19 protein-coding genes are annotated in these 22880 nt (G+C 44.6%); 7 read left to right on the forward strand and 12 right to left on the reverse strand.

All coding sequences use genetic code 11. The features are described 5' to 3' along the window. Positions 1–32: 32 nt before the first annotated feature. Together AC5V8P_RS03170 and AC5V8P_RS03175 are read right to left on the reverse strand one after the other, a co-directional pair. Complete coding sequence (locus AC5V8P_RS03170) at positions 33–1439, reverse strand: HAMP domain-containing sensor histidine kinase (protein ID WP_064797044.1); 1407 nt, start codon at positions 1437–1439, stop codon at positions 33–35. Continuing rightward, positions 1439–2107: a response regulator transcription factor gene (locus AC5V8P_RS03175; RefSeq protein WP_063210727.1), complete on the reverse strand. Its 669-nt coding sequence runs from the start codon at positions 2105–2107 to the stop codon at positions 1439–1441. Before AC5V8P_RS03175 ends, AC5V8P_RS03170 begins: the two co-directional genes overlap by 1 nt. A gap of 201 nt (positions 2108–2308) precedes the next feature. Here AC5V8P_RS03175 and AC5V8P_RS03180 point away from each other — a divergent pair, with 201 nt between their 5' ends. Both AC5V8P_RS03180 and AC5V8P_RS03185 read left to right on the forward strand, forming a co-directional pair. After that, a complete protein-coding gene (locus AC5V8P_RS03180; RefSeq protein ID WP_231116865.1) occupies positions 2309–3232 on the forward strand; it encodes an alkaline phosphatase family protein in 924 nt (307 codons plus the stop codon). 27 nt (positions 3233–3259) lie between these two features. Continuing rightward, positions 3260–4024 carry a fused MFS/spermidine synthase gene (locus AC5V8P_RS03185; RefSeq protein WP_081276820.1) on the forward strand — a complete coding sequence of 255 codons (765 nt, stop codon included), beginning with the start codon at positions 3260–3262 and terminating at the stop codon, positions 4022–4024. On the opposite strand, the gene AC5V8P_RS03190 is transcribed toward AC5V8P_RS03185, so the two are convergent. The 4 genes from AC5V8P_RS03190 to AC5V8P_RS03205 all read right to left on the reverse strand — a co-directional run bounded on the left by AC5V8P_RS03190 (position 4021) and on the right by AC5V8P_RS03205 (position 9442). Continuing rightward, positions 4021–5766: a proline--tRNA ligase gene (locus AC5V8P_RS03190; RefSeq protein WP_064797046.1), complete on the reverse strand. Its 1746-nt coding sequence runs from the start codon at positions 5764–5766 to the stop codon at positions 4021–4023. The genes AC5V8P_RS03185 and AC5V8P_RS03190 overlap by 4 nt on opposite strands. 334 nt (positions 5767–6100) lie before the next feature. Next, positions 6101–6787: a P-loop NTPase family protein gene (locus AC5V8P_RS03195; protein ID WP_064797047.1), complete on the reverse strand. Its 687-nt coding sequence runs from the start codon at positions 6785–6787 to the stop codon at positions 6101–6103. A gap of 90 nt (positions 6788–6877) precedes the next feature. Next, complete coding sequence (locus tag AC5V8P_RS03200) at positions 6878–7921, reverse strand: carbohydrate kinase family protein (protein ID WP_064797048.1); 1044 nt, start codon at positions 7919–7921, stop codon at positions 6878–6880. A 231-nt stretch (positions 7922–8152) separates the two neighbouring features. Then, positions 8153–9442, reverse strand: a complete 1290-nt coding sequence (locus AC5V8P_RS03205; RefSeq protein ID WP_064797049.1) for a glycoside hydrolase family 27 protein — start codon at positions 9440–9442, stop codon at positions 8153–8155. A 208-nt stretch (positions 9443–9650) separates the two neighbouring features. Here AC5V8P_RS03205 and trhO point away from each other — a divergent pair, with 208 nt between their 5' ends. Beyond that, a complete protein-coding gene (gene trhO / locus AC5V8P_RS03210) occupies positions 9651–10544 on the forward strand; it encodes an oxygen-dependent tRNA uridine(34) hydroxylase TrhO (RefSeq protein WP_064797050.1) in 894 nt (297 codons plus the stop codon). A gap of 207 nt (positions 10545–10751) precedes the next feature. Then, entirely contained in the window at positions 10752–11678 is a 927-nt protein-coding gene (locus AC5V8P_RS03215) for an AEC family transporter (RefSeq protein WP_063210713.1), read from the forward strand. Between the two features lie 73 nt (positions 11679–11751). On the opposite strand, the gene AC5V8P_RS03220 is transcribed toward AC5V8P_RS03215, so the two are convergent. Genes AC5V8P_RS03220 through AC5V8P_RS03230 form a run of 3 tightly spaced genes read right to left on the reverse strand, consistent with a single transcriptional unit; the run spans position 11752 to position 16964 of the window. Continuing rightward, positions 11752–11976 carry a hypothetical protein gene (locus AC5V8P_RS03220; RefSeq protein WP_063210711.1) on the reverse strand — a complete coding sequence of 75 codons (225 nt, stop codon included), beginning with the start codon at positions 11974–11976 and terminating at the stop codon, positions 11752–11754. Between the two features lie 13 nt (positions 11977–11989). Next, the gene (locus AC5V8P_RS03225; RefSeq protein WP_231116862.1) at positions 11990–12250 is read right to left on the reverse strand and encodes a DUF5132 domain-containing protein; all 261 of its coding nucleotides are present in this window, start codon (positions 12248–12250) and stop codon (positions 11990–11992) included. A 40-nt stretch (positions 12251–12290) separates the two neighbouring features. Next, positions 12291–16964, reverse strand: a complete 4674-nt coding sequence (locus tag AC5V8P_RS03230) for a cation-translocating P-type ATPase (protein WP_064797076.1) — start codon at positions 16962–16964, stop codon at positions 12291–12293. Positions 16965–17117: 153 nt separating this feature from the next. On the opposite strand from AC5V8P_RS03230, the gene AC5V8P_RS03235 reads away from it, so the two are divergent. The 3 genes from AC5V8P_RS03235 (at position 17118) to ppk1 (ending at position 20138) form a co-directional block, all read left to right on the forward strand. Continuing rightward, complete coding sequence (locus tag AC5V8P_RS03235) at positions 17118–17333, forward strand: hypothetical protein (protein WP_064797051.1); 216 nt, start codon at positions 17118–17120, stop codon at positions 17331–17333. An 89-nt stretch (positions 17334–17422) separates the two neighbouring features. Then, complete coding sequence (locus AC5V8P_RS03240; protein ID WP_064797052.1) at positions 17423–17818, forward strand: hypothetical protein; 396 nt, start codon at positions 17423–17425, stop codon at positions 17816–17818. 196 nt (positions 17819–18014) lie between these two features. Next, on the forward strand, positions 18015–20138 hold the full coding sequence (gene ppk1, locus AC5V8P_RS03245; RefSeq protein ID WP_064797053.1) for a polyphosphate kinase 1: 2124 nt from the start codon (positions 18015–18017) through the stop codon (positions 20136–20138). On the opposite strand, the gene ytfJ is transcribed toward ppk1, so the two are convergent. From ytfJ to AC5V8P_RS03260, 3 genes are all read right to left on the reverse strand, one after another. Further along, positions 20132–20572, reverse strand: coding sequence for a GerW family sporulation protein (ytfJ, locus tag AC5V8P_RS03250; protein ID WP_495473553.1), 441 nt, complete (start codon positions 20570–20572; stop codon positions 20132–20134). The genes ppk1 and ytfJ overlap by 7 nt on opposite strands. Before the next feature lie 39 nt (positions 20573–20611). After that, positions 20612–21391 carry an ABC transporter ATP-binding protein gene (locus tag AC5V8P_RS03255; RefSeq protein WP_064797055.1) on the reverse strand — a complete coding sequence of 260 codons (780 nt, stop codon included), beginning with the start codon at positions 21389–21391 and terminating at the stop codon, positions 20612–20614. A gap of 254 nt (positions 21392–21645) precedes the next feature. Continuing rightward, complete coding sequence (locus AC5V8P_RS03260; protein ID WP_064797056.1) at positions 21646–22671, reverse strand: cupin domain-containing protein; 1026 nt, start codon at positions 22669–22671, stop codon at positions 21646–21648. Positions 22672–22880 lie beyond the last annotated feature (209 nt).

Raw genomic sequence — 22880 nt, forward strand, 5'->3', positions numbered from 1 at the left:
GTTTATGGGACTACTTTGATTTATCCAGTATTTCAGACCCTGTACGCCGGAAAAGAAAGCGTTACGGTTGTCCCTATATGTTCAGCACTGCTCACTCTGATATTCCCGTTATATCGCTTGACCAATTGCTTGGCTATAGCAAGGCCCAAACCTGTCCCCCCTTGCTCGCGACTCCTTGCCTTATCCACTCGATAAAACCGGTCGAATAAATAAGGCAGGTCCTCTGCAGGAATCCCGATTCCGTAATCCGTGATATGAATATGAACCTCGTTTTGTTCCAGCGTTCCGGTTACAAGAAATTCTTTTGAAAAACCAGAATATTTAACGGCGTTATCCAGCACGATTAGCAATAACTGTTCCAGATGCTGCGGCGTGATATGAACTTGTACTTGTTCGAGGAGCGTTGATTCCCACCGGAATATCATATCAGGATGCAGCATATTAAAATTGGTGAGCGTATATTGAATGGTGTGACTGATATCTATCGCAGGCACATCCTGTTCCAAATTTGGGGACTCAGCTCGCGTCAACTCCAGAAGATCGTTTACAATACCCTTCAATCGCTCAAGCTCCTGGACAGAAACACGAAGCGACTCGTCCAATATGGCCGGATCGTGCTTGCCCCAACGGTTCAATAAGGAGATATGACCTTCAATAATCGAAATTGGAGTGCGCAATTCATGGGAAGCATCCTCAACAAACTGTTTTTGTTGAAGGAAAGAACGCTCCAACTGATCGATCAACTCATTAAATACTTTCCCCAGATTCGACAGCTCGTCATTATTATCGGATACTTGCACACGTTCCTCATGCAACCCTTTTTTGCGAATTCTGATCATCGTATCCGTCATGGACTGAATGGGCCGCATCAATTGGCGTGAAAGAAAAATCCCTCCCAAAGCGCTTAATATAATCGCTCCTATACCGCCTGCAATCATGACACCTTTTATTTTGTCACTAATCTTGTCTATATTTTCCATGTTGTTTATAATTTCAATGGTTCCAGTAAAGTGATCTGAATTCAACGGACTTCGCATAATCAAGACCTGATCCTCCAGATGCCAGGCAGTCATAATCTGAGTGCTACGTACTGCTTGTGGCAGGAACCAATCCTCAGGCAGCTCGTTGCTAACGCTGAGCAGTGGAACTCCTTGCTGATTCAAAATACGGATCATTTGATGCCGATCATTCAAATTCTCAACAAAACGTCGACTGTTCACAATTTCTTGAGCAGACAAGTGTTTTTCCTGCAAAAGGGTTTGAAGTTCGTTCATGCTTTTGCGGATACTCACTTTTCCCTCACTGACCATCCACTGGTTAATCGTAAAATATTGGACACCATTGTACAAAACAAACAAAATACATAACAGAAACGAAGACCATACTGCCAATTTCCAACGGATGGGCAGCCGGGAGAATAGGGATCTTAGCGTTGCCATTATCGAATCACATACCCTAATCCGCGTAATGTCTGTATAAAGCTTGGTTCTCCAGGCTTGTCGATTTTGCTACGCAAGTAACGAATATACACGTCGACGACATTCGTTTCGACCTCCGAATCATAGCCCCATATAAGCTCCAGCAATCTCTCCCGAGTCATGACACGTCCGATGTTATGCATCAATATGGATAGCAGATCAAATTCACGCTTCGTCAATTCGATAATCTGTTGGTCTTTGGTCAAAATACGAGCCTCGCTATCCAGCACCAGTCCGTTGTAAGTAATTTGCCTGGAATCTTCAACGAATCCACTGCGCCGGAGCAAAGAACGCATCCGGGCCAGAAGTTCCTCAATGGCAAAAGGCTTTGGGATATAATCATCGGCTCCACTGTCCAGTCCCATCACTTTATCCATCACACCGTCCCTTGCGGTTAGCATTATGATCGGGGTTTGTTTTGTTTTGCGAATCCGACGACACACTTCAATTCCATTGATGCCTGGTAACATTAAATCCAGCAGAATGATGTCCCATTCCTCGCTTAACGCAGACTCCAGACCTTTCCTCCCATCGTACTCGACAGTCACCTCGTAAGATTCATGCTTTAGTTCAAGCTCAATGAAACGAGCCAAGTTTTTCTCATCCTCAATCAGAAGTATCCTTTTCATAGCTTTCCTTTCCAGGCGCAAGAGCGTCTTTTTCTAAACGCTTGATATAGAAATCAGTTTACTAGATGTACATTAAAAAATAATGATCTTTTCAATTTATTTTCTCACGATATTTTAATGTGTCCTGTGTAAGCTGGATCATGACTCTATGAACATGGGTCTGTTAGCCATTCAGCATGAAAGAAGGTTGTATTCTTGAAAATGAAATCACTTATAACCGCACTCACTCTATCGGCAGCTTTCTGTATATTGTCTCACGTCGGCTGGTTTACTGTCCGCTCTGATGCTAAGGCCGTTCAATCCACAGCCTGGGCTGGCTCCTTTGTAAAAGTTAAAGCATCTCAGCCCGATGCTGTTAAATCCCCGCAACGTATGGACCATATCGTCATTGTGGTAGAAGAAAATCACTCGTCGAAAAAAATCTCAGGCAATCCCTCTGCCCCATTTATAAACAACTTGATGAAAAAAGGTGTCAATCTGATGAATCATTATGCAATTGAGCATCCAAGTCAACCGAACTACCTGGATCTATTTTCAGGTTCTAATCAGGGCGTCCACAATGATTTGACTCCAAATAAAATGAGCACCAGCAATCTGGCTTTGCAACTTATACAGCATGGATATACGTTTGGGGGTTATTCGGAGGGGCTGCCTCGAACCGGATTTACCGGTCCATATGATTTGAAAACCCTGTATGCGCGTAAACATAACCCGTGGGTGAATTTCAACAATCTGCCTGCTTCAATCAATATGCCTATGACCAGCTTTCCACAAAACTTCAATCAGTTGCCGACGGTCTCTTTTGTCATTCCCAATCTGAACCACGATATGCACGACGGCACGATTCGAGAAGCAGATCAATGGCTGCAGGCCCACTTATCCTCTTATGCTCGTTGGGCACCGCAGCATAACAGCCTTTTGGTTTTAACATGGGATGAAGATGATATGAGCAGCAAAAACAAAATTCCGACTGTAATCATAGGCGCTCGTTTGAAAAATGGCCCCTATAATGAGAAAAGCAATCATTTTTCTATGCTGCGCATGGTTGAACAATTATACGGATTGGATTTGCTCGGCAAGAGCAGAACGGCCCCGCCGCTTAAAATATGGACATCAGGCTCCTAAATGTCTAATATGAGGGTGAAGTCTAACTTGAAGGAGATTATTCACTTGGATGTCTTACATAAAAAGTTGAGCAATAACCATGAAATCACGGTGTATGAAACCACGGAGCTGTATGGTGAAAAGGGATTATTTCGCGTCATGCAATTTTCAAATGCAGCTATCCAAGGTGCGATGGATTTGAATCATCCGCAACGTATTCTGTTCGAATATCCCAGAGCAATCATCCATCTCATGGAGCTGAACGACCCGTCATTTGAAGACGTGTTTGTTATCGGGCATGGTATAGGTACAATTGCGAGTCATTTTGCAGATAAACGCTTTAAGATTGCCGAGCTGGATGCACAAGTAGTAGAATTCAGCCGAACATTCTTTGGATACGAACAGGACAATGTAGTTATTGGTGATGGACGCTGCATTCTGGAGAAGGAGGGCCCGGATGCTTATGACTATATTATTTTGGACGCCTTCACAGAGCAGGGAACGCCTTTGCATTTAGTATCCCTGGAATTCTTCAAAATGGCTAAAGAAAAGCTGGATTCCGAAGGATCGCTAATTATGAATTTAATGGGCAAAAGTGAACACGATCATCTGATCCATGCCATTCACACAACGTTACGTGAAGAATTCACCTATGTCACAGCGTTCTCCCTACCCTCGGAAGGCATTGCCGATATCCAAAATATTATTATGATAGGTCGAGACAAGCCTATTCGTTTTCAGACACGTCAGATGGCTGACTTCCATCAGATTACACTTGAAGAAGGTCATATTCTGGGAGATGCAGACACCTAGTGTTGAATGAGACCCATTAATCGTCTCTCTATATCATGGATATGAATCAACTCTTTGTGGCTGCTTCTTCGCTCTACAAACTCTACTTTACCGTGTTGTGCATCTTTACCCACGACGATCCGTACGGGAATACCTACTAAATCCGAATCTTTAAATTTAACTCCTGGGCGTTCCTCACGATCATCTAGCAGTACCTCTACACCGCGATCCTGCAGTTGGCTATACAATTCCTCAGCTATGTTCATTTGAAGCTCGTCTTTCACAGAAATCGGAATGATATGAACCTGAAACGGGGCCAACATATGCGGCCATATGATTCCGTTCTGGTCATGATTTTGCTCTACAATGGCGGATAGGATGCGGGAAACACCAATACCATAGCAGCCCATAATCATCGTTTGATCAGTTCCGGACGCATCCAGAAAAGTCGCCCCCAGCTTCTCACTGTACTTGGTGCCCAGTTTAAATACGTGTCCAATTTCAATTCCTTGGTTAAATTCCAAATTTCCTTCGTCACATCGAGGACATCTATCCCCTTCTATGACATTGCGCAAGTCAGCCACATGCCGAAGGTCCAGATCGCGCCTTGGATTCACATGCTGATAATGGTAATCCTGCTCGTTCGCGCCTGCGAGGCCGCTAGACATGTGGACAACGGCGTAATCCACCCACACAGGGATTGTCAAGCCGTATGGGCCTATGAACCCGGGTGGGGTTCCAGTCACCTTTGTGACAGTATCTGTACTTGCTATTTCGAATTTTTCACTACCTAAAATTTGTTTAATTTTTAGTTCGTTGACCTCATGGTCTCCCCTGACAACTACCGCAATCGGCTGATCGTCAGCCATATAAATCAGTGTTTTGATGATTTCCTTCGGCTCTACGTGAAGCGTTTCAACCAGTTGATCTATGGTGCGCAGACCTGGAGTATACAGTTTTTCCATTTTATCCGTAGTGATAGAAGGATGGCTATCAAGTTCATTTTCATTGGAGACAGAAGATGTGCCTATGCTTCCCGTTGACCTTGGTTCCGCCTTTTCAAGATTGGCAGCATAATCACAGCAGGTACATGCCACAATCGTATCCTCTCCAATATCAGCCAGCGCCATAAATTCATGGGTTTCACCCTCACCACCAATAGCACCTGCCTCTGCTTCGACTGCGCGGAAATTCAGACTGCAACGACCAAAAATACGTTGATAGGCCTGAAACATCGTCCAATAAGTGTGATCTAGTCCTTCCCAATTGGCATCAAACGAATAGGCATCCTTCATCAAAAATTCTCTGCTGCGAAGCAGTCCAAACCGCGGACGTCGTTCATCCCGAAATTTGGTTTGAATTTGGTACAGCATTACAGGCAATTTTCGATAGGAATTCACTTCATTGCGTATTAAAGACGTTATGACCTCTTCATGTGTGGGCCCCAATGCGAACTCCCGACCATGTCGATCTTGCAGACGCATCAGCTCAGGACCGTACACATCGTATCTGCCAGATTCTTGCCATAGCTCCGTTGGTTGCAACACAGGCATCAGTAGCTCGCTAGCCCCCGCACGATCCATCTCATCTCGTACAATTTGTTCCACTTTTCTGAGCACCCGTCTGCCCAGTGGCATATAGGTGTACATTCCGGCCGCCAATTGGCGGATAAATCCTGCCCGCAGCATAAGCTGATGGCTAATCACTTCGGCCTCTGCAGGTGCTTCACGCAAGGTTGTCAGTAATAATTGGCTTTGGCGCATGTGTGGCTTCCTCCTTGTAAGAACGATATTTTTGTATGCAAAAAAGACACATCCGTCAGGGACGAATGTGTCGTGGTACCACCCTTCATTTGACCGTAACCATACATGGGACGGTCCTTCTTGAGATAACGGCGTCTAGCCGGTAACGGTTTATCTTACACAGCCGCTACAGCTCGCAAGGCAGGGAAACGTTCATTCGCGTCGAGAAACCTTTCAGCCCATGGGTTTCTTCTCTGTACAGCGGGTCATTGAACCTTTGATCCTTGGTCTACACTATTCCTATATATTACAATTTTCACCACTTTACACGAAACGCAGCTTCGAGTCAAGGAGATCATTGTCTATCCGGACTCGTCCAGGGACATGAACGATATTTAGATTTTAGGATAATCAAATTCCGTTTCTCACCATATTGCAAAATGAGCGGCCAGATTTTAGGTCGGATACGTCTGCGAAAACCTAGAACAAAGCGGATAAACCGAGGTGAAATGTCCCAAATACGAACGGATTCCTGCCCCACTCCTATGGGTAGTTCTTTAGAAAATAAAAAACGGTTAAGCGAACGTGTGATAACCCCTGATATCGCCTCAATCGTGCTGACATCCATCACGATGATTGTATCGGAACGCTGAAGTCGCTCGGTAAAATAACGCTCATGATAATTCCCTTCGATAATCCATTCTTCCCTTTGCAGGACTTCACCCAGTTGTTTATGAAATTGTTCATCTGTGCTCCGCTTCCACTCCGGTCCCCAATACAAATCATCTAACGAAATATACGGCAAATGAGTCCACATCGATAGGCGTCTGGCCAAGCAAGTCTTGCCGCTCCCCGGTGAACCGATTACAATAATCCGCTTAGCATGCTGCACAGCTAGAAGCTTGTTACTTGGTCCCGCACGTAAGGTCAATATGAGATGGATCAGCCGATACAGTAACCCTACTGCCAAAGCCCCTCCCTTTAAAAGCATATAAAGAAGGAACAGCGGCAGAAAAACAATAGCGTATTTCACACTGTCCATCAGACACCCTACTCCTTTTATAAATTCAATAATTGAAACCATTACGAAAGTCTAATACACACTGTTGTGGGTCAGTGTTCTCTTCTTTACTTATGTATTTTTCTTTTTAAAATACACGCCCTTAAAAAACACAAAATTTTGCGAATGTGTGCCATACAGCTCCTGGAATCTAGAATGAAGTTTATTTATAGAAATGGTGTCTGAGACTGTCCGGTCTGTTTGTATGGTTAAGTCGACACAACTGATTCCAAACTGGCACACTTGCTCCATAGGATAACCTTGGGTAATCCCGTAAATCATCCCGGCAATAAAGGCGTCGTCCGCGCCTGTGACATCAATGACCTGTTGAACTGGAGGAATCGGGACTTGTCCATGAGTTCCATTCTGAGAAGCAAACAATACATGCTTAGTGCCGCAGATGAAAATGACATTTTGAACCCCTAGTTTGTGAAAAATTCGGGCTGCATCCAATATATGCTGGTCATCTTTAAGCTCAAGTCCCAAATAAGCTTCCGCCTCATCTGGTTTACATACCAGCCATTCCACCCCATGCAAGTTTCGGGGAAGCTTTCTCATCTTGGAAGCTGACACCGAAGAAACGACAAGCGGAACCTGATGCTCCAGACAGACCTGTATGGTGGCCGCTATTACGTTCATAGAAAAATTAGTGTCCAGCAGAACGAGTCGGGATGAGGCGATTAAAGGAATATTTTCAAAAATTACCGAAGGACGAATCTGGTCATAAATTTCCATTTCTGCAGTCGCTACAATCATTTCACCGTGCTCGTTCAGCAAGGCTGTATAGACTCCGGTTGATGACTCGTCTTGGACTTGAAGAGGTAACACCTGCATATAACGGCTGGACTGTTCAATGATAAATTCGCCTTCAGCATCGTCCCCAACGGCGGTCAGCAAGCTGACCCGTCGGCTCAATCTCCCTAAATTTTCAGCCACATTCCGTGCAACCCCACCACAAGATTGTAGACTAGTGCTGCTCGGGTTAGAGGTATAAAGCTGAAATGTACCTTTAATCATGATCTTCCGATCCAGATTGGCCCCTCCGATACACAGTATCTGTTCACTAGAGGGCCAAGGCTCGTCCTGTTCATTTTTGTGAATTTTTTTTAGTTTCATCATTCGACTCCTTTCTCGAGTCATTTCGCTAAAATGATTTAAATTTGTGCAGAAATAGGTACTCTATAAACCTAACATGTTTTATATGTCAAATTCCCAAGAATCATGTCGAGTCCGTTAAAATATCATAAAGTTACACATACAAAAAATCACCTTATCGTAAAAATACCCTCCACTTTACGATAAGGTGACTGAATCTAAACATGCAGCTTAGATCGTTCCTAGCATCTGTTATTTTATAATAAATAGAGCAGCTCCATGGGGGGGTAAATCTGCAGACAGTTCCTGCGCTAATACACCTAGATCCACCTGATTCCATAGGTCTCTGGCACTCACCTGTCCTTCCATTCCAAGATCCCTTAAAGATACACGAACGGTGGAAGCTTCATCGCCAGCATTAAATAAAGCCGCATATACGTGACCTTCCTCGTTGTGAGAAGTCCAAACGATATGTTCATCCTTTCTATAGACCTGGCGTGCATTCACACCGTTGCGATGAACATCAAGCACTTCTGTGTTCGTTAGCAATGAAAGTGTCCCTGCATCATTATCCCGCAGTTCTCCCCCGAACATCAGTGGAGACCGGAAAATGCTCCATAAGGTCATCATCGTCAACTGCTCATCCTTCGTAAAGCGTGTCCACCGATCATGGCTGCCGGAATCTACTGAATCTACCGAACGGATACCCAGATGACCGAGCGGCAACATATCGCAATCCGGCCAGTTACCTGAGCCCACATGCTCCGCCCATTTCTCACAACGTTCAAACATACCGTGCAGTAAAGGCCATACATCCCAAAAATCATCAGTCATGCGCCACATATTAGCATTTGCCATTAAATCAGCCGCATGTTCCAACGGTGCAGGTCCAGGTGATAGGCTCAACACCATCGGGCGCCCACATTGGTCGATGGCTCGTCTAATCAACTCAATTTCTGCCAAATGAATACCATAGAGACGTGATGCAGCAATGTCATCTACTTTGACAAAATCGACACCCCATTCCGCATACAGGTTAAACAATGAATTATAATATTCCTGTGCGCCTTCTTTGGTTGCATCTACCCCATACATATCTGTGTTCCAAGGACAGATAGAGTTAGGATGTGCAATTTGTCTGGCCGTCGCTGTAGTTCCTAAAATTGGAGTATCCTGATGAACCGCCTGTCTAGCAATACCTCTCATAATATGTATCCCAAATTTCAATCCCAAACTATGAACATATTCTGCAAGAGCATGGAACCCACGCCCATCTGCAGCCGAAGGGAACCGATTCACCGCTGGAATCAGTCGTGAAAATGAATCCATTTCTAATGGAACAAATGGTCGATACTGTGAAGATACAGCTCCCGGTTCATACCACTGAATATCTACCACGACATATTCCCACCCATACTCCTTCAGGTGCTCCGCCATGTATTGGGCATTTCCCCTTACTTCCTCTTCCTTTACCGCTGCGCCGTAGCAATCCCAGCTATTCCACCCCATAGGTGGTGTATGCGCTGTCAAATGATGTTTCATTGAATCCATCCTTTCATCTGCTAGACCTCCAACCTGTTACTGCAAACTCATCCTCACCACAACATTATTATAATGTAAACCCTTACTTTTGTCCGTATCATCTTTTCTATTTCCACTTTTTATACATTTATGTTGACTAACTTAAAGAATGTGGTACATTTAAACATGCTGTTAAAAAACTTTGACTTGAATCAGAGGGTGATTTTACATGTGTGAACATGCTTATCGAATTTTGTTATTTTACAAATATGTCAATATTGAAGATCCGGCTACCTTTACGGCAGCGCATCTGGCTTACTGCAAGGAGTTGGGCGTCAAGGGAAGAATCTTGATTGCTGGGGAAGGTATCAATGGAACACTGTCCGGGACAGTAGAGCAAACGGAGCAATATATCCGTGATTTGCGCGCCAATCCGAAATTCCACGATATTGTTATTAAAATAGATGAGTCTGACGGTCATGCGTTCAAGAAAATATTTGTACGCCATCGTCAAGAGCTGGTTACGCTGCGTCATGAGAATGAGCTGGACCCTAATGTAATTAGCGGCAAGCGTCTGTCACCAAAAGAGTTTTATGAACAGCTTCAAGATGAAGATGTGGTGGTTTTGGACGGACGTAACGATTACGAATATGACATCGGTCATTTCCGCGGAGCTATTCGTCCCGAAGTTGAATCGTTCCGTGAATTCCCACAATGGATTCGTGATCATATGACTGAGTTCAAGGATAAAAAAATCCTGACCTACTGTACCGGAGGTATTCGTTGCGAGAAGCTGTCTGGTCTGCTGATTAAAGAAGGCTTTAACGATGTAGCTCAGTTGGATGGCGGCATCGTCACCTACAGCAAAGACCCGGAAGTACAAGGACGTTTGTTTGACGGTAAATGCTATGTGTTTGACGAGCGGATTTCGGTTCGGATCAACCATACAGATGAAGACGTTATTGTTGGTCAATGCTACCACTGTGAAACACCAAACGATCATTATATTAACTGCCCGGTGTGCAATCTCCAGCATATTGTGTGTCCAGATTGCGAAGAACAACATCAACATTATTGCTCTGACGATTGTCGTACCAAAGCGAAAACCATGGCTTCTGCATAAACCCACAGCATACTCGGGTTCATATGAAAGGGATGTCCTTACTTGCCGTTTAACAGGGCAGTGGACATCCCTTTTATTATCCTCGGAATAAGCGACTTATGATTTATAGTTTATACCTATAACCTTGATTGTTTATCCGTCTTGGACGGGCTTGAAAGCAGCATCTTATAATGAACCATGTTATTACAGAAAGGATGGATGGAATTCATGGTTCAGATCGTACTTTCAACTCTATTATCCGTTATCGTTCCGCTGTCCATTCCGGTGATTGCTGGATTTTTACTCGGCAAATTCATGAGATTGGAAACAAAACCACTCTCGACTTTATATTTATATTTTTTAAGTCCTGCGATGATTTTGGACACACTGCTCAAGGCTCAGCTTTCCTGGCATGACGTGGCACAGACAGCCGCTTTTTCATTGCTAAACCTGCTGCTGTTGTGGGGGATTGCACAGCTAGCGGGGAAAATCTTCAGGCTGAGCGCCCCGGAAACGGCCGGACTTACTTTAGTCTCCACTCTAACCAATAGTGCAAACTATGGTTTGCCGCTTATTTTACTTGCTTTTGGGCAGCTTGGCCTGGATAAAGCCTCCGTATATGTCGTCACCCAGATCATTATGGTCAATACCATAGGTGTTTACTTTGCAGCTCGCTCTGAATTTTCCGTTCAAAGTGCCGTAAAGTCTGTATTTTCTCTCCCTGCGATCTATGCAGCTCTTCTCGCACTGGGACTTCGAGCACTGGATTGGCATCTGCCCTCTGGCATTCAATCAGGCGTCTCGATGATTGCAGCCGCTTATTCTCCAGTCGTGCTGGCGATTCTTGGTACCCAGATGGCTTATGTAAAAATATTCAGGCTGGAGCCATCTATTAAAAAAGCCAGCTACGTAGGACTGACAATCCGGCTTTTTCTTTCTCCGCTTGCCGCTTGTCTTGCCATGCTCATATTGGGAATATCAGGTTTATTGTTCTCCGTTCTCTTTATTCTGGCTTCGATGCCAGTGGCTGTGAATGCAGTCATTTTAGCCGAAAAATTCAATGCATCGCCCAAATTGGTCTCCACCTGCATCTTGTGGAGTACGCTTGCCTCATTTTTACTTTTGCCCATTCTGATTATGCTGGTAGCAGGTTAGTTAAAAAGAATCTCTACCGTGTAGGGAATCTTCAGTATGCAGCCTGTTGTCGACTACAGGCTGCATACAATTGTCAGCGTATTCGCGGAAAACTGATCCAGCTCAGTAGATTTAGCCTTGATTTTTTTCCCTTTTCCCGGATTTGTCCCATAAATTCCCCAAGAAATCGTTCCCACTTTAAACCTATTTCTTTTTTCGCGCTATCATTCTCTAGCACACTTCTCACGCTTTGGTTTAGGGCCATTTCCAGGTGTGCTAAAGCTTCGCGTAAGTGATTATCTATATTTTGCTCGCTCATCTATCCATTCTCCTCATTCCTGGGTATCGTCTAGCAAGGCAATTTCTTGGTCCAATTGCTTTTTCATTCTTTCAAATTTGGCTTCGGCAATAATATCTTCCACTTCCTCACGCGCTAATTGAAGGTATGATTTACCTCGATTGAGCAAGCTGGTTCCCCCCTGCATCCCAGCTTCAGCTATGGGACGGAATGTGGTTTTAGCAATGGGAAGCAATGCGGAGGCCGCAATGGCAAGCGCAGTACCGATAACAATTTTTTCAAAGTTAGTTTGCATGATCGTAATCCTCCTGGTAATAAAGTATTACTGCGGCTGATTAAGCCGCAGCATTGAGGTGGTTTGCAGTAAAGTCTTCACTTGTCTGCTTGTTTGAAATCAAAGCCAAAATCGGTTTGGATAAAAGAGATACCGAGCCGGCAACACCAAGGATGGGAAGCCAATAGTGGAGTGGCAGACGTGCGGTATGGAAGAACCCTGTTAATGGCGGTATATATATGGCTCCTAGTAGAGCCAGCCAGGAAACGCAAAGAGCCCCGATTAAAAAGCGATCTTTTGTCCAATCGCGTACCGTTTCTTCAGACCCCTCCTGCCGCCACGAGAAAGTTTGTATTAATTGCCCCGCAACCAAAGTTGCAAAAGCAACGCTTTGAGCCACAGGCACAGGCGCACCAACTGCAAGGCTTGCAGCAAATAAGCCAAGGGAGCCTAATCCCAGCAGAACTCCTCTGGTAATCACTTTCTGGTACAGGTCTTTGTCGATGATATCCGTTCGTTTCTGCTGTTTTGTTTTCTGACCTGGATTTACAGCGAGAACCATTGCTGGCAAAGCATCGGTCAGTAAATTCATCAGCAGAATTTGAATCGGAACCAAAGGTATCGGCAATCCGACCATTACGGCGACGCTGGTGACAATAATCTCTGCCAGATTTCCGGTTAACAGACAGCCGAGTGCTTTACGGATGTTGCCGATGATCGTTCGGCCTTCTTTAACCCCTTCCAGAATTGTGCCGAAATGATCTTCCGTCAATACCATATCTGCCGTTTCCTTCGTTACTTCTGTTCCTGTTCTTCCCATTGCAATTCCCACATTGGCTTGCTTAATAGCAGGCGTATCATTGACGCCATCCCCAGTCATAGCGACAATTTGTCCGTTTTTTTGCAGAGCTGTTACAATACGAAGCTTGTGTTCTGGAGTAACTCTGGCAAATATGGATATTCGATCCACAATTTGGAGTAACTCTTCGTCCGACAAACGGTCAAGCTCATGCCCTGTTACAACACTCTGCGCATCACTGTTAATTCCAAGTTGCTTCGCGATGGCAATGGCGGTAATCGGGTGATCGCCTGTAATCATCACAGGTTTTAGCCCAAGCGCAAAAGCCTCCTGAATATTTTGCTCTACTTCAGCTTTGGGTGGGTCCATCATGCCAGTCATACCGACGTAAATTAAATCGTGCTCATCGTCAATGGAGTCGTTGTCGATGTTCTCATCCAGAGGCCGATATGCAAAAGCGAGCACACGAAGTGCTGCTTCTGAAAACTTTTCATTTTGCTGTATAATGTGCTGCTTCTGTTCTTCGGATAGAGGCAATACTTCGCCATTCTTTTGATATCGATTGCAATGACGGAGAATGGTTTCCACGGCTCCTTTGGAAAAGAGATAACATTCCTGTTCCGTCTGTTCATCCTTGCAAACCACGCTCATTTTTGCGGTCTTGGAATCAAATGGAATTTCATACCCGCGATGCCAATGGGCCATATCGTTAAGCCACAGTCCATTTTTGCCTGCGAGCGTCAATAGCGCACCCTCAGTTGGGTCCCCTTTGGTTAGCCATTGCCCTTCCTGCTGCTCAAGCTTGCTGTTATTGCATAACAAGCAGATTTGCAGCAAACGGGTCAAATCAGGATGGGCTGATGGGGTTTCACAACTTTTCACATTTTTGAGTTCTGCTGCAGCAGCAGCGTCGATCGCAAGCTCCTCCAATGCTCCTGTCGGTTCGTATCCATCTCCTGTTACATTCCATGCACGATCCGCGGTAGAAAGCACTTTTACCGTCATTTCATTTTTGGTTAACGTGCCTGTCTTGTCTGTGCAAATCACCGTAGTCCTTCCTAATGTTTCTAATGAGGAAAGTTTTCGGATCAGCGCGTTTTTCTTGGCCATGCGAAAGATGCCTGCACTGAGAGCAATCGTGATGGTAACCGGAAGCCCTTCAGGGATGGCCGAAGCCGCCAGTGTAATCGAAGTCGAAATCATTTGTGGAAAAGGAATGCCCCGAAGCATACCAATTGCGAAGACAATTCCTCCCACAATGAGAGCGCCTTTCACAAATTTCTTACTAATTGACGTTACTTTTTCCTGTAAAGGGGTTACTTCTTTTTCCTGATCCTTTAAAAGCGACATTAAATGCCCCATCTCGGTATTCATCCCGGTTTGCACAACAATACCCGTTCCCTTGCCACCGCACACATCGGTTCCCATAAAGAGCATGTTCGTTCTTTCGGCTAAAGCACAATCTTCGGAGAGGGAGTCTTCATCCTTTTCAACGGGAACTGATTCCCCTGTCAGGGTTGACTCATTGACTCGCATGTTCCACGAGTTGATCAACCGGATATCAGCTGGAACGCGGTCCCCTGCTTCCAGGGAAACGATATCGCCGGGCACCAATTCGACAGCGTTAAGCTCTACGTACTGGCCTTGTCTGAGGACTTTGCATACTGGGGGTTGAAATTGATTCAGCTTGTCCACAACCTTTTCCGCTTTGCGTTCCTGAATCGTGCCAATTGCAGCATTCGCGAGCAGGATTGTCCCCATTGCAAGTCCATCAAACAATCCACCTGTAAGAAAGGCAAGTGCACTTGTGCCAAGAAGGATCAGCGTTGTGAATTCCTTAAATTGACCCAAATATGCAATAAGCCAGGGAGTAGGTTGTTTACTCTCAAGCTGATTTGAACCATAGTGGCTTCTTGTAGAGAGAACCTGATCTGAGGTTAAGCCACTGTGCAGGTTTGTTCGAAACTTCGTGATGATCTGTTCGTTAGGTAGTTGATGCCAGGCCAAAGCTTCGGAAGTGACCGCAGCCTCGTCCTTATACGTGACTTCGGTTGAAGATGGAAAGGCTTCGCTCCTGTTTTTGGTTCTGGATATAAACACGAGCGACAAAGCATCTCCGATCAAACTGACCACCGGGGCACTGATCATGCCTAATGTTGCAAATGCTGATCCTACTACATTCCATTTTTTGGCGATCGAAGCATGCTCATTTATAATTTGCTCTGTTTTCTCGGCATACAGGGCACTTTCCTCAATATGTTGCAGCTCATCAATGGAAATCATCTGGACTCCGGCTTCTTTATAAAACTCATTAAGCGGATTTTGTTCGAGACCTGAGACAAATAAAGTCTCTTCACCCTGCTGCTTGAGCGCAGCGATCCGTTCAATCACTTCGCCATGTTCAAAAGCTAACCAGCTTGTATCCATACGGTATTGGGAAAGCTCGTCAGCACTAAAGTCAAGGCTGTTATGCAACAGTCCAAGCCTCCAGCCTTTTTCACTTAATGGAAAGGCCATAGAACCGTATGCGTTGACCTTTGCTTGCCGATGTCTGGCAATTAACCCAAGGCATTCGCCTTTTCCATTCCCTTGGCTTCCAACCAAAAGGACGTCGCATTCATTTCTTGCCAGCCTCTTGCATTTAAGCTCATAAGGGCTGCAATCTATGCCGTGTTCTTCCATATATTTATAGCTACCCAGGATAATCTGTCTATCATTGACTTTTCCCTTTATTCCCTCAGGCTCTTCTTCCACATGGAAGGCAGTACGGATCGTTCGGTGAGTTCGCTGCGCCTTGCTGAACACCTCGTCTTTCCATGGATGCTCTGTTTTTTCCATTAATGAGGCTGCCAAACATAACACTTTATCCTCATTTTCCTCCTTCTCCGCCATGCATTGAATTTCTTCAATCTCTGAACGGTTAAACAGGAGTGACGAATCCTCGAATAAGATCGTTTTTGTTCGAGCGAGTTGGGATAACGAACCTTTTTCCGGAACTACGTATTTTCTTTCTTCTGAAACGAGCTCGGCCTGTTTCCAGGCGTATTGGGCTGGTACGGTCATCACGCGCGGATTTGCAGCCAGAAGCACAGCGATTGCACGAAGTGGATTCCGGGTAACGGCCCAAGTCAGCCCGGCTGCAATGCAGCCTAACTTACCTGCCTTATGGCTATACGCTTGAATTTCCGGTGACATGGAAGTTTCTTGCTGTCCATTGAGCACAGACTGACTTCGTTTCCAGTTCACATATTGCAAAAGGCTGAGTCCAGCAAGCGCTACAAAATTTTCGCGCAAAAGCGCAAGAGCGAGAGCGCTTGTACCCAAAACGAGATCCGAGTTTATTTTTTTCTTATCCGAATAGGTTTGAATCCCCCGTTTGAGAAAAGGGTAGCCGGTTACGATAGATACAAATGCTGATAAATAGAACGGTGCTGGGCTTCTTGCCAGGGCTGAACGTCCGAAACATACCTGCTTGATTCCCAATGCGGCTAAACCGGTCATGGAAATAGCTAAGGCAATCGGGATTTTTTCTTTTGCCTCACTCGTGTTGCTCTTAGGTGTCACAGAGGGAATCGGCAAATCAAAAGGAATACCTGATTCTGCCTGGGCAGCGGCAGCTTCCCTCTGTGCCTCTTTCGACCCTGTATCCTCGTTCCGTATATTGGGGAGCGCCGTCAGATTGGGCGAGCAAATCCGATCTTCTATTTCGCGGAGTATATGGAAAATGTGACGCTCAGAAATCAGCTTTACATCATAAAGGAGCAACACTTTGCCAGTCACTGCACAGGGCTCCGCTCTAAGTATTCCATTACAGGCGGACAGACTGTGGGTTAAAATCTCTGCGGCTGCTTTACTTCCCTTCAAGCCATAAATTTCAACCCGTATCCTTCCTGGAAGGACATGAAGAAACCTGTTTTTATTTCGTAGCGGCACTATGGTTAACCTCCCTTTTCCATATTCGAAAATCAACTTCACTTATGATTTACAATAGCTAGCAAAATATGCATTTTGTTTTCTGAATGTAATCTGGTATAAAAATTTCACATAATGGAATTATTCTATTAACAACTTGTTTGAGGAGAGGATATTATGGCCAAATCACCACTTGGATTTATTTTTGCTGCTACAGCCTTAGTACTTGCTGTTTCCCCTGAAGCGCGAAAGGCTGCACGCCAAGTTGCTGTTAAAGGGGCAGGAATTATGCTTGAGCTCGTGGATCAAGTCAAAGACCGCACTAGAGAGCTACCATCCGCAGAAGCGACATTTAAGGAGGAAAACGATTCAGAACATCATTTACTGACGTAACAATTGGAAAATGTTCAATAATTTAAAAAACACAGAGTGGGGAATTATTAATCTGCAGTAACAAAACATCAAACAAAGGAGGGATCAGCATGCTTCAGGGCAATTCATTATGGGGTGGTCTTATCTCAGGAGGTATAAGCCAAGTGCAGGATACCATTAGCTTGACGAAAGGACAAATGGACAATAAAGAATTTATGGTGCATACGTCGGGGAATTTAACCGGAGCACTCGGCGTTATGGCTGGTATTGAGTATGGGGCTATTCTTGGAACTTCGCTGCTGCCAGGAGTAGGGACAGTTCTGGGGTCCATTGTGGGTGGGTTGTTAGGGAACAATGTGGGTCATAGAGTCGGAATGCAAGCAGGCAGTGCGCTTGTAAATAGCCGTATGGTCAGTAACCTGACACAATCCGTAGCGAAAAATACAGAATCAGCACCAGCTCAGATTGTCGATGCAATGCAGCCGGCCACATCTACGAATAATTAAATTTTCTCCAATACTCGCTAACTTGGTTTAGCGAGTTTTCCCCATTTTAACAACAAGAGGAGTCTAATAATCATGCACAAAAACGATGAGAATATTCCCGACACGATCACGATTCGTCTTGGTGCCACCTGGCAATTGTTTCAAAAACTACGGTATTTATTGTTTAGAAAAAAAGCATAAGCAGGAGGCGTGCTTCTTGAATTATATTAACCGTGAAATAAGCTGGCTTCAATTTAACAGACGTGTTCTTGAGGAAGCACAGGACGAAAGCACCCCGCTGCTGGAGCGAACAAAGTTCTTATCGATTGTCTCCACCAATCTGGACGAGTTTGTCAGTGTTAGGGTCGCAGGACTTATGGATAAAATTAGAGCGGGTAATACAGAGATCGATTTCACTGGTTTTACCCCGCAACAGTTACAAAATAAAGTAATCATCATGATTGAGCAATTAGTAGCCGATCAGTATGCCACCTACGCACGTATTATACAGTTGTTAAATGAAGAAGGTCTTGTTTTTACTGCTTATGGCGAGCTAACTCCTGAACAGAGGAGAGAAATGGAAGCCTATTATCTTGAAAAAATATTTCCCGTGCTCACTCCTCTAGCTATCGATAAAAGTCGTCCCTTTCCCCTGCTTCGTTCGAAAAGCGTGTATTTGGCCGTTGCCCTGAAACCGCCTTCCGATGCAGCAGGCAAGGAAGCTTATATTGCTCTGGTTGAAATTCCGTCCAATTTACCGAGGTATATTGAGGTTCCGTCTCGATTGGATCAAGAGCGTCGGCAGTTTATTTTGCTTGAGGATTTGATTAAGCAGCATATTCACACTTTGTTTACAACGTATACGCCTCTTACTTTCCATACGTTCCGTTTAACTCGCAATGCTGACCTTGATTTAAACGAGGAAGAAGCCGAGGATATTCTTGATGAAGTGGAAAAAGTATTGCGCGCAAGGAAATGGGGTACTCCGGTCCGTTTGGAAATAGAAAATGGATTTGATCCATTTGCGCTGGAATTACTGGAAAAAGAACTGGAACTCGAAAGCCATTTCTTAATTACGCATGAAGGACCCATTGACTTGAGCTACTTCATGTCATTCGCTAGTTCGATCGAGGGCTATGAGCATCTCAAGTATTCGAGATTCGCTCCTCTATATCCGTGGGAATTCATGAAGACGGACGATTTATTTTCAGTGTTGCGAAAAAAAGATGTTCTCTTATTTCATCCATATGAATCCTTCGACACGGTTAACGATTTTGTCCAGCATGCTGCTGCCGATCCATCCGTTATGGCTATCAAAATGACCCTGTATCGCGTAAACGGTAATTCAAGAATTATCCGATCTTTGAATCAAGCGGCCGAAGCAGGAAAGCAGGTCACTGTAGTCGTCGAATTGAAAGCACGGTTTGATGAAGCCAAAAATATTGAATGGGCAAAGGAACTGGAGAAATCAGGGTGCCATGTCGTCTACGGTCTGTCCGGACTGAAAATTCATGCCAAAATGATATTGGTTGTACGTAAGGAAGCAGATTCTCTTAGACGATACATTCATGTGGCGACCGGAAATTACAATGAAGTATCGGCGCAAGTATTTACAGATATCGGGCTTTTCTCTTCCCATCCGGAGATCGGCGAAGATGTCTCCAATTTATTCAACAAAATCACTGGATTTTCCGCCCCAAATCAGTGGCATTACCTCAGCGTAGCCCCAGTCCATCTGAAGCAACGCTTATTGGGCTATATTCAACGCGAAGTGGAAAATGCCCTAAGGGGAAAACCTGCAAGGATTATAGCCAAAATGAACTCGCTATCGAACAAACAATTGGTCGACGAGCTATACGCTGCATCCCAGGCAGGCGTCCAAATTGATCTGATCGTTCGCGGCATCTGCTGTTTGCGTCCAGGAATTCCCGGACTGAGCGACAATATTACCGTTCGCAGCATTGTCGGCCGATTTTTGGAGCATTCCCGAATTTTTTATTTTGAAAATGCGGGGACACCCCAAGTGTGGCTCTCCAGTGCAGACTGGATGACCAGAAATATGGACAAGCGGATTGAATTGATGTGTCCGGTACTAAATGAAGAACATCAATCTTTCGTCATTCAATATTTATTGCTGCTGCTAAGTGATAATATTAAAGCTCGACAGTTGCTTTCCAATGGACAATATGTCATGGCGCATAATGAGCAGCCCCCCTGCCATAGCCAGTCAGAGGCCAAAAATCTTATAGTAAGGAAAAACAATTCCTTTCCTGTACAAAGCGACGGCATCATCCCGTTGGTAGCCTTAGTAAACACAAATGGGTCAGACCTGATTCAATGACCATTATCATCTCCCGTATGATATCGCTTAATAAGGTTGTCCAATTGATCCAATAGGTGTGGCGCTATATCCAAAATCCTGTCGTATACCGTAGAGGAGTTATTCAGGTAGATCGTTTGGACGCCTATTTTTCCAATAATGATAATGGCGAGAGGGGTTACGGACGCACCTCCGCCCATACCTCCTCCAAACGACGGCATCACCTTTACGGTTTCCTGATTGTGATTATCCAGATCTCTTCCACCTGCCGCAAAGCCATAGCTCACTTTACAGACCGGTATGACTATAGTGCCGTCGAACACGACAACTGGTTCTCCAATGGTCGTATTGACACTCACCATTTCCTTTAGATTATCCTTCACCGTTTGAAAAAAAGATTGTAATGGATGCTCTGACACTCCATTCACCTCTCTACAATGTTTCTCTTCTGTCATTGTAGTCAGGATTGGAAAAGAATAAACCGCATTGACGCTCTATACCATAGAAAGCCATGCACGATCCTGTCTCCATTCTACTTGCACCGGTGTTTCAAAAAAGCCACTCAGTGTTTCACTGCTCAGAATGTCTGCTGTTTTACCTTTAGCAAAAACTGTCCCGCGGCGAATCAAAATGGTATGCGTGTACATCGGTAAAATTTCTTCAATATGATGTGTAACATACAATAAATTGGGCGAACCCGGCGACTCGGAAAGCTGTTGAATACTGGTTAGTAAGGATTCCCGTGAAAAAAAGTCCAGACCATTACATGCCTCATCCAAAATCAACAGCTTGGGCGAGGCCATTAACGCGCGGGCAATGAGCACTTTTTGCTTTTCTCCCTGTGAGCATCCCTGATACAACCGATCCACAAGATGAGCACAGCCTAGTTGGGTCATAAGCTGAATAGCCTGTTCATAATCTGTCTCCGTCGTCTGATCGTAAAGTCCAATGGATGCAAATTTGCCGCTAATGACAACATCCTGCGTACGCTGGCTCCCATTAATTCTTTCCTGTAAAGAGGAACTGACCCAACCGATAGATTTGCGCAGCTCCCTCAGATCGACATCTCCAAAGGGATGACCTAATACGCTGACACTACCTGTGGTTGGCCATATGTAACCATTAATCATATTGAGCATTGTTGTTTTGCCTGATCCATTCAAGCCAAGCACAGCCCAGTGCTCTCCCTCAGCTACCTGCCAATTGATTTGATCCAGTATGGTGCGGTTATCTCTCTTCCAGCTTACATTGTTAAGTTCAATAACAGAATTCATGGCTGTACATCCCCTCTATTCATCGTATCATCAGATGTTTATAAACATAATAAACCATCATTTTTTCACACGTTAATCTTCACTTTCGTATAAGAATAGCACAGGGTTGCAGGTTGTTCAATTTTAATTTCACTAAATTGCTTTATTGCTTTCTTCAAAAGTATAGAATCAAATTCAATAGCCCGCATATGCAACCTAGGAATAAGGTAATATATGCGGGCTTACTAGATACTTTATGATTTAAGGTTTAAAATTTAAGATTTTGGAGCAATGAAGACCGATTTATGAGGCAGTTTATCCGCTATTTCTCTAGGAAGGTTCAGATTCGTTGCCAATACATCCACAGGGTTGCCAGCCATCCACTCACTCAAATCAATGGCCTCGTAATGACCACTGTTAAAACCAATCAAAATACGGCATACGTCCGATCCGGTATTTTGAATATAATGCCCTGCTCCCATAGGTACATACCCTACATCTCCGGCTTCAAACTGCTCTGTCACTGCATTTCCTTCGGCCAGGAACACAGTCATTTCTGCTTTGCCGTCCAAATAATATTGCCATTCATCCGCATTGGGATGCCAGTGCATTTCTCGCAATCCACCGGGTTCCAGCTCAATCACAGATCCTGCCATCGTCGAAGAAATAGGAAAATCTTCTACTGTAACGGTCCGCTGAGTCCCTCCACCCGGTGCCGATCTGGGCTGTTTGGCCATTAAAGGATAGCGGTGTTTAGTAATCAGATCGGAAGAAGTGCGGGGAAATGCATCATGAGATCTCGTAGAAGGGACAGGTCCTTTGGCAAAATAGGCTTCCTTCTTTGGCAAAAGAGCCAGCTCGTCTGCTGCGAGTCCGAGATTCTGCATGACAACATCCGTGGGAGTCTGAGCGATAAAATCAGTAATGCTGAACGTATGGTCCTCCGAAAAATCACCATTATCGAAAATCAGGATAAAATGACATTCTCCAGGTCCAAGACCTTGAATGGAGTGACCATAACCACGCGGAAAATACCATACATCACCGGGGTTAAAAATATCGACATAGGAAGTACCGTCTGGATGGATAACAGTTGTCCGACAGGAGCCGCTAATCACATAGGCCCATTCAGCTGCATTGGCATGCCAGTGAAGTTCGCGCATTCCACCAGGCTCTAGACGCATAGAAACCCCTGCTATTCCTTCTGATACAGGAAAATCGTGGACTGAAGCCCCTCGCGTGATACCTCCTGGTCCGGTTCTGGGTTCCTTTTTCTCCAAAGCATACTTAAATGATTTCATCGCGATTCCTCCCTTAAAATCATTCTATATGTCTATGTTTTCTTATCATTCCATATCTATTATATACCTTTAATGTTAAAGAAATCAAATTCATTTATTCTTTATCAATAGGAGATTCGATTTTATCCTTATATTCATCAAAATATACATTCCCATCAGTACTGATTACGGCATAATTGATTTCTTTAAGAGAGAGTCCCTTCTTTTTT

The sequence above is a fragment of the Paenibacillus sp. N119s genome, from assembly GCF_059447605.1.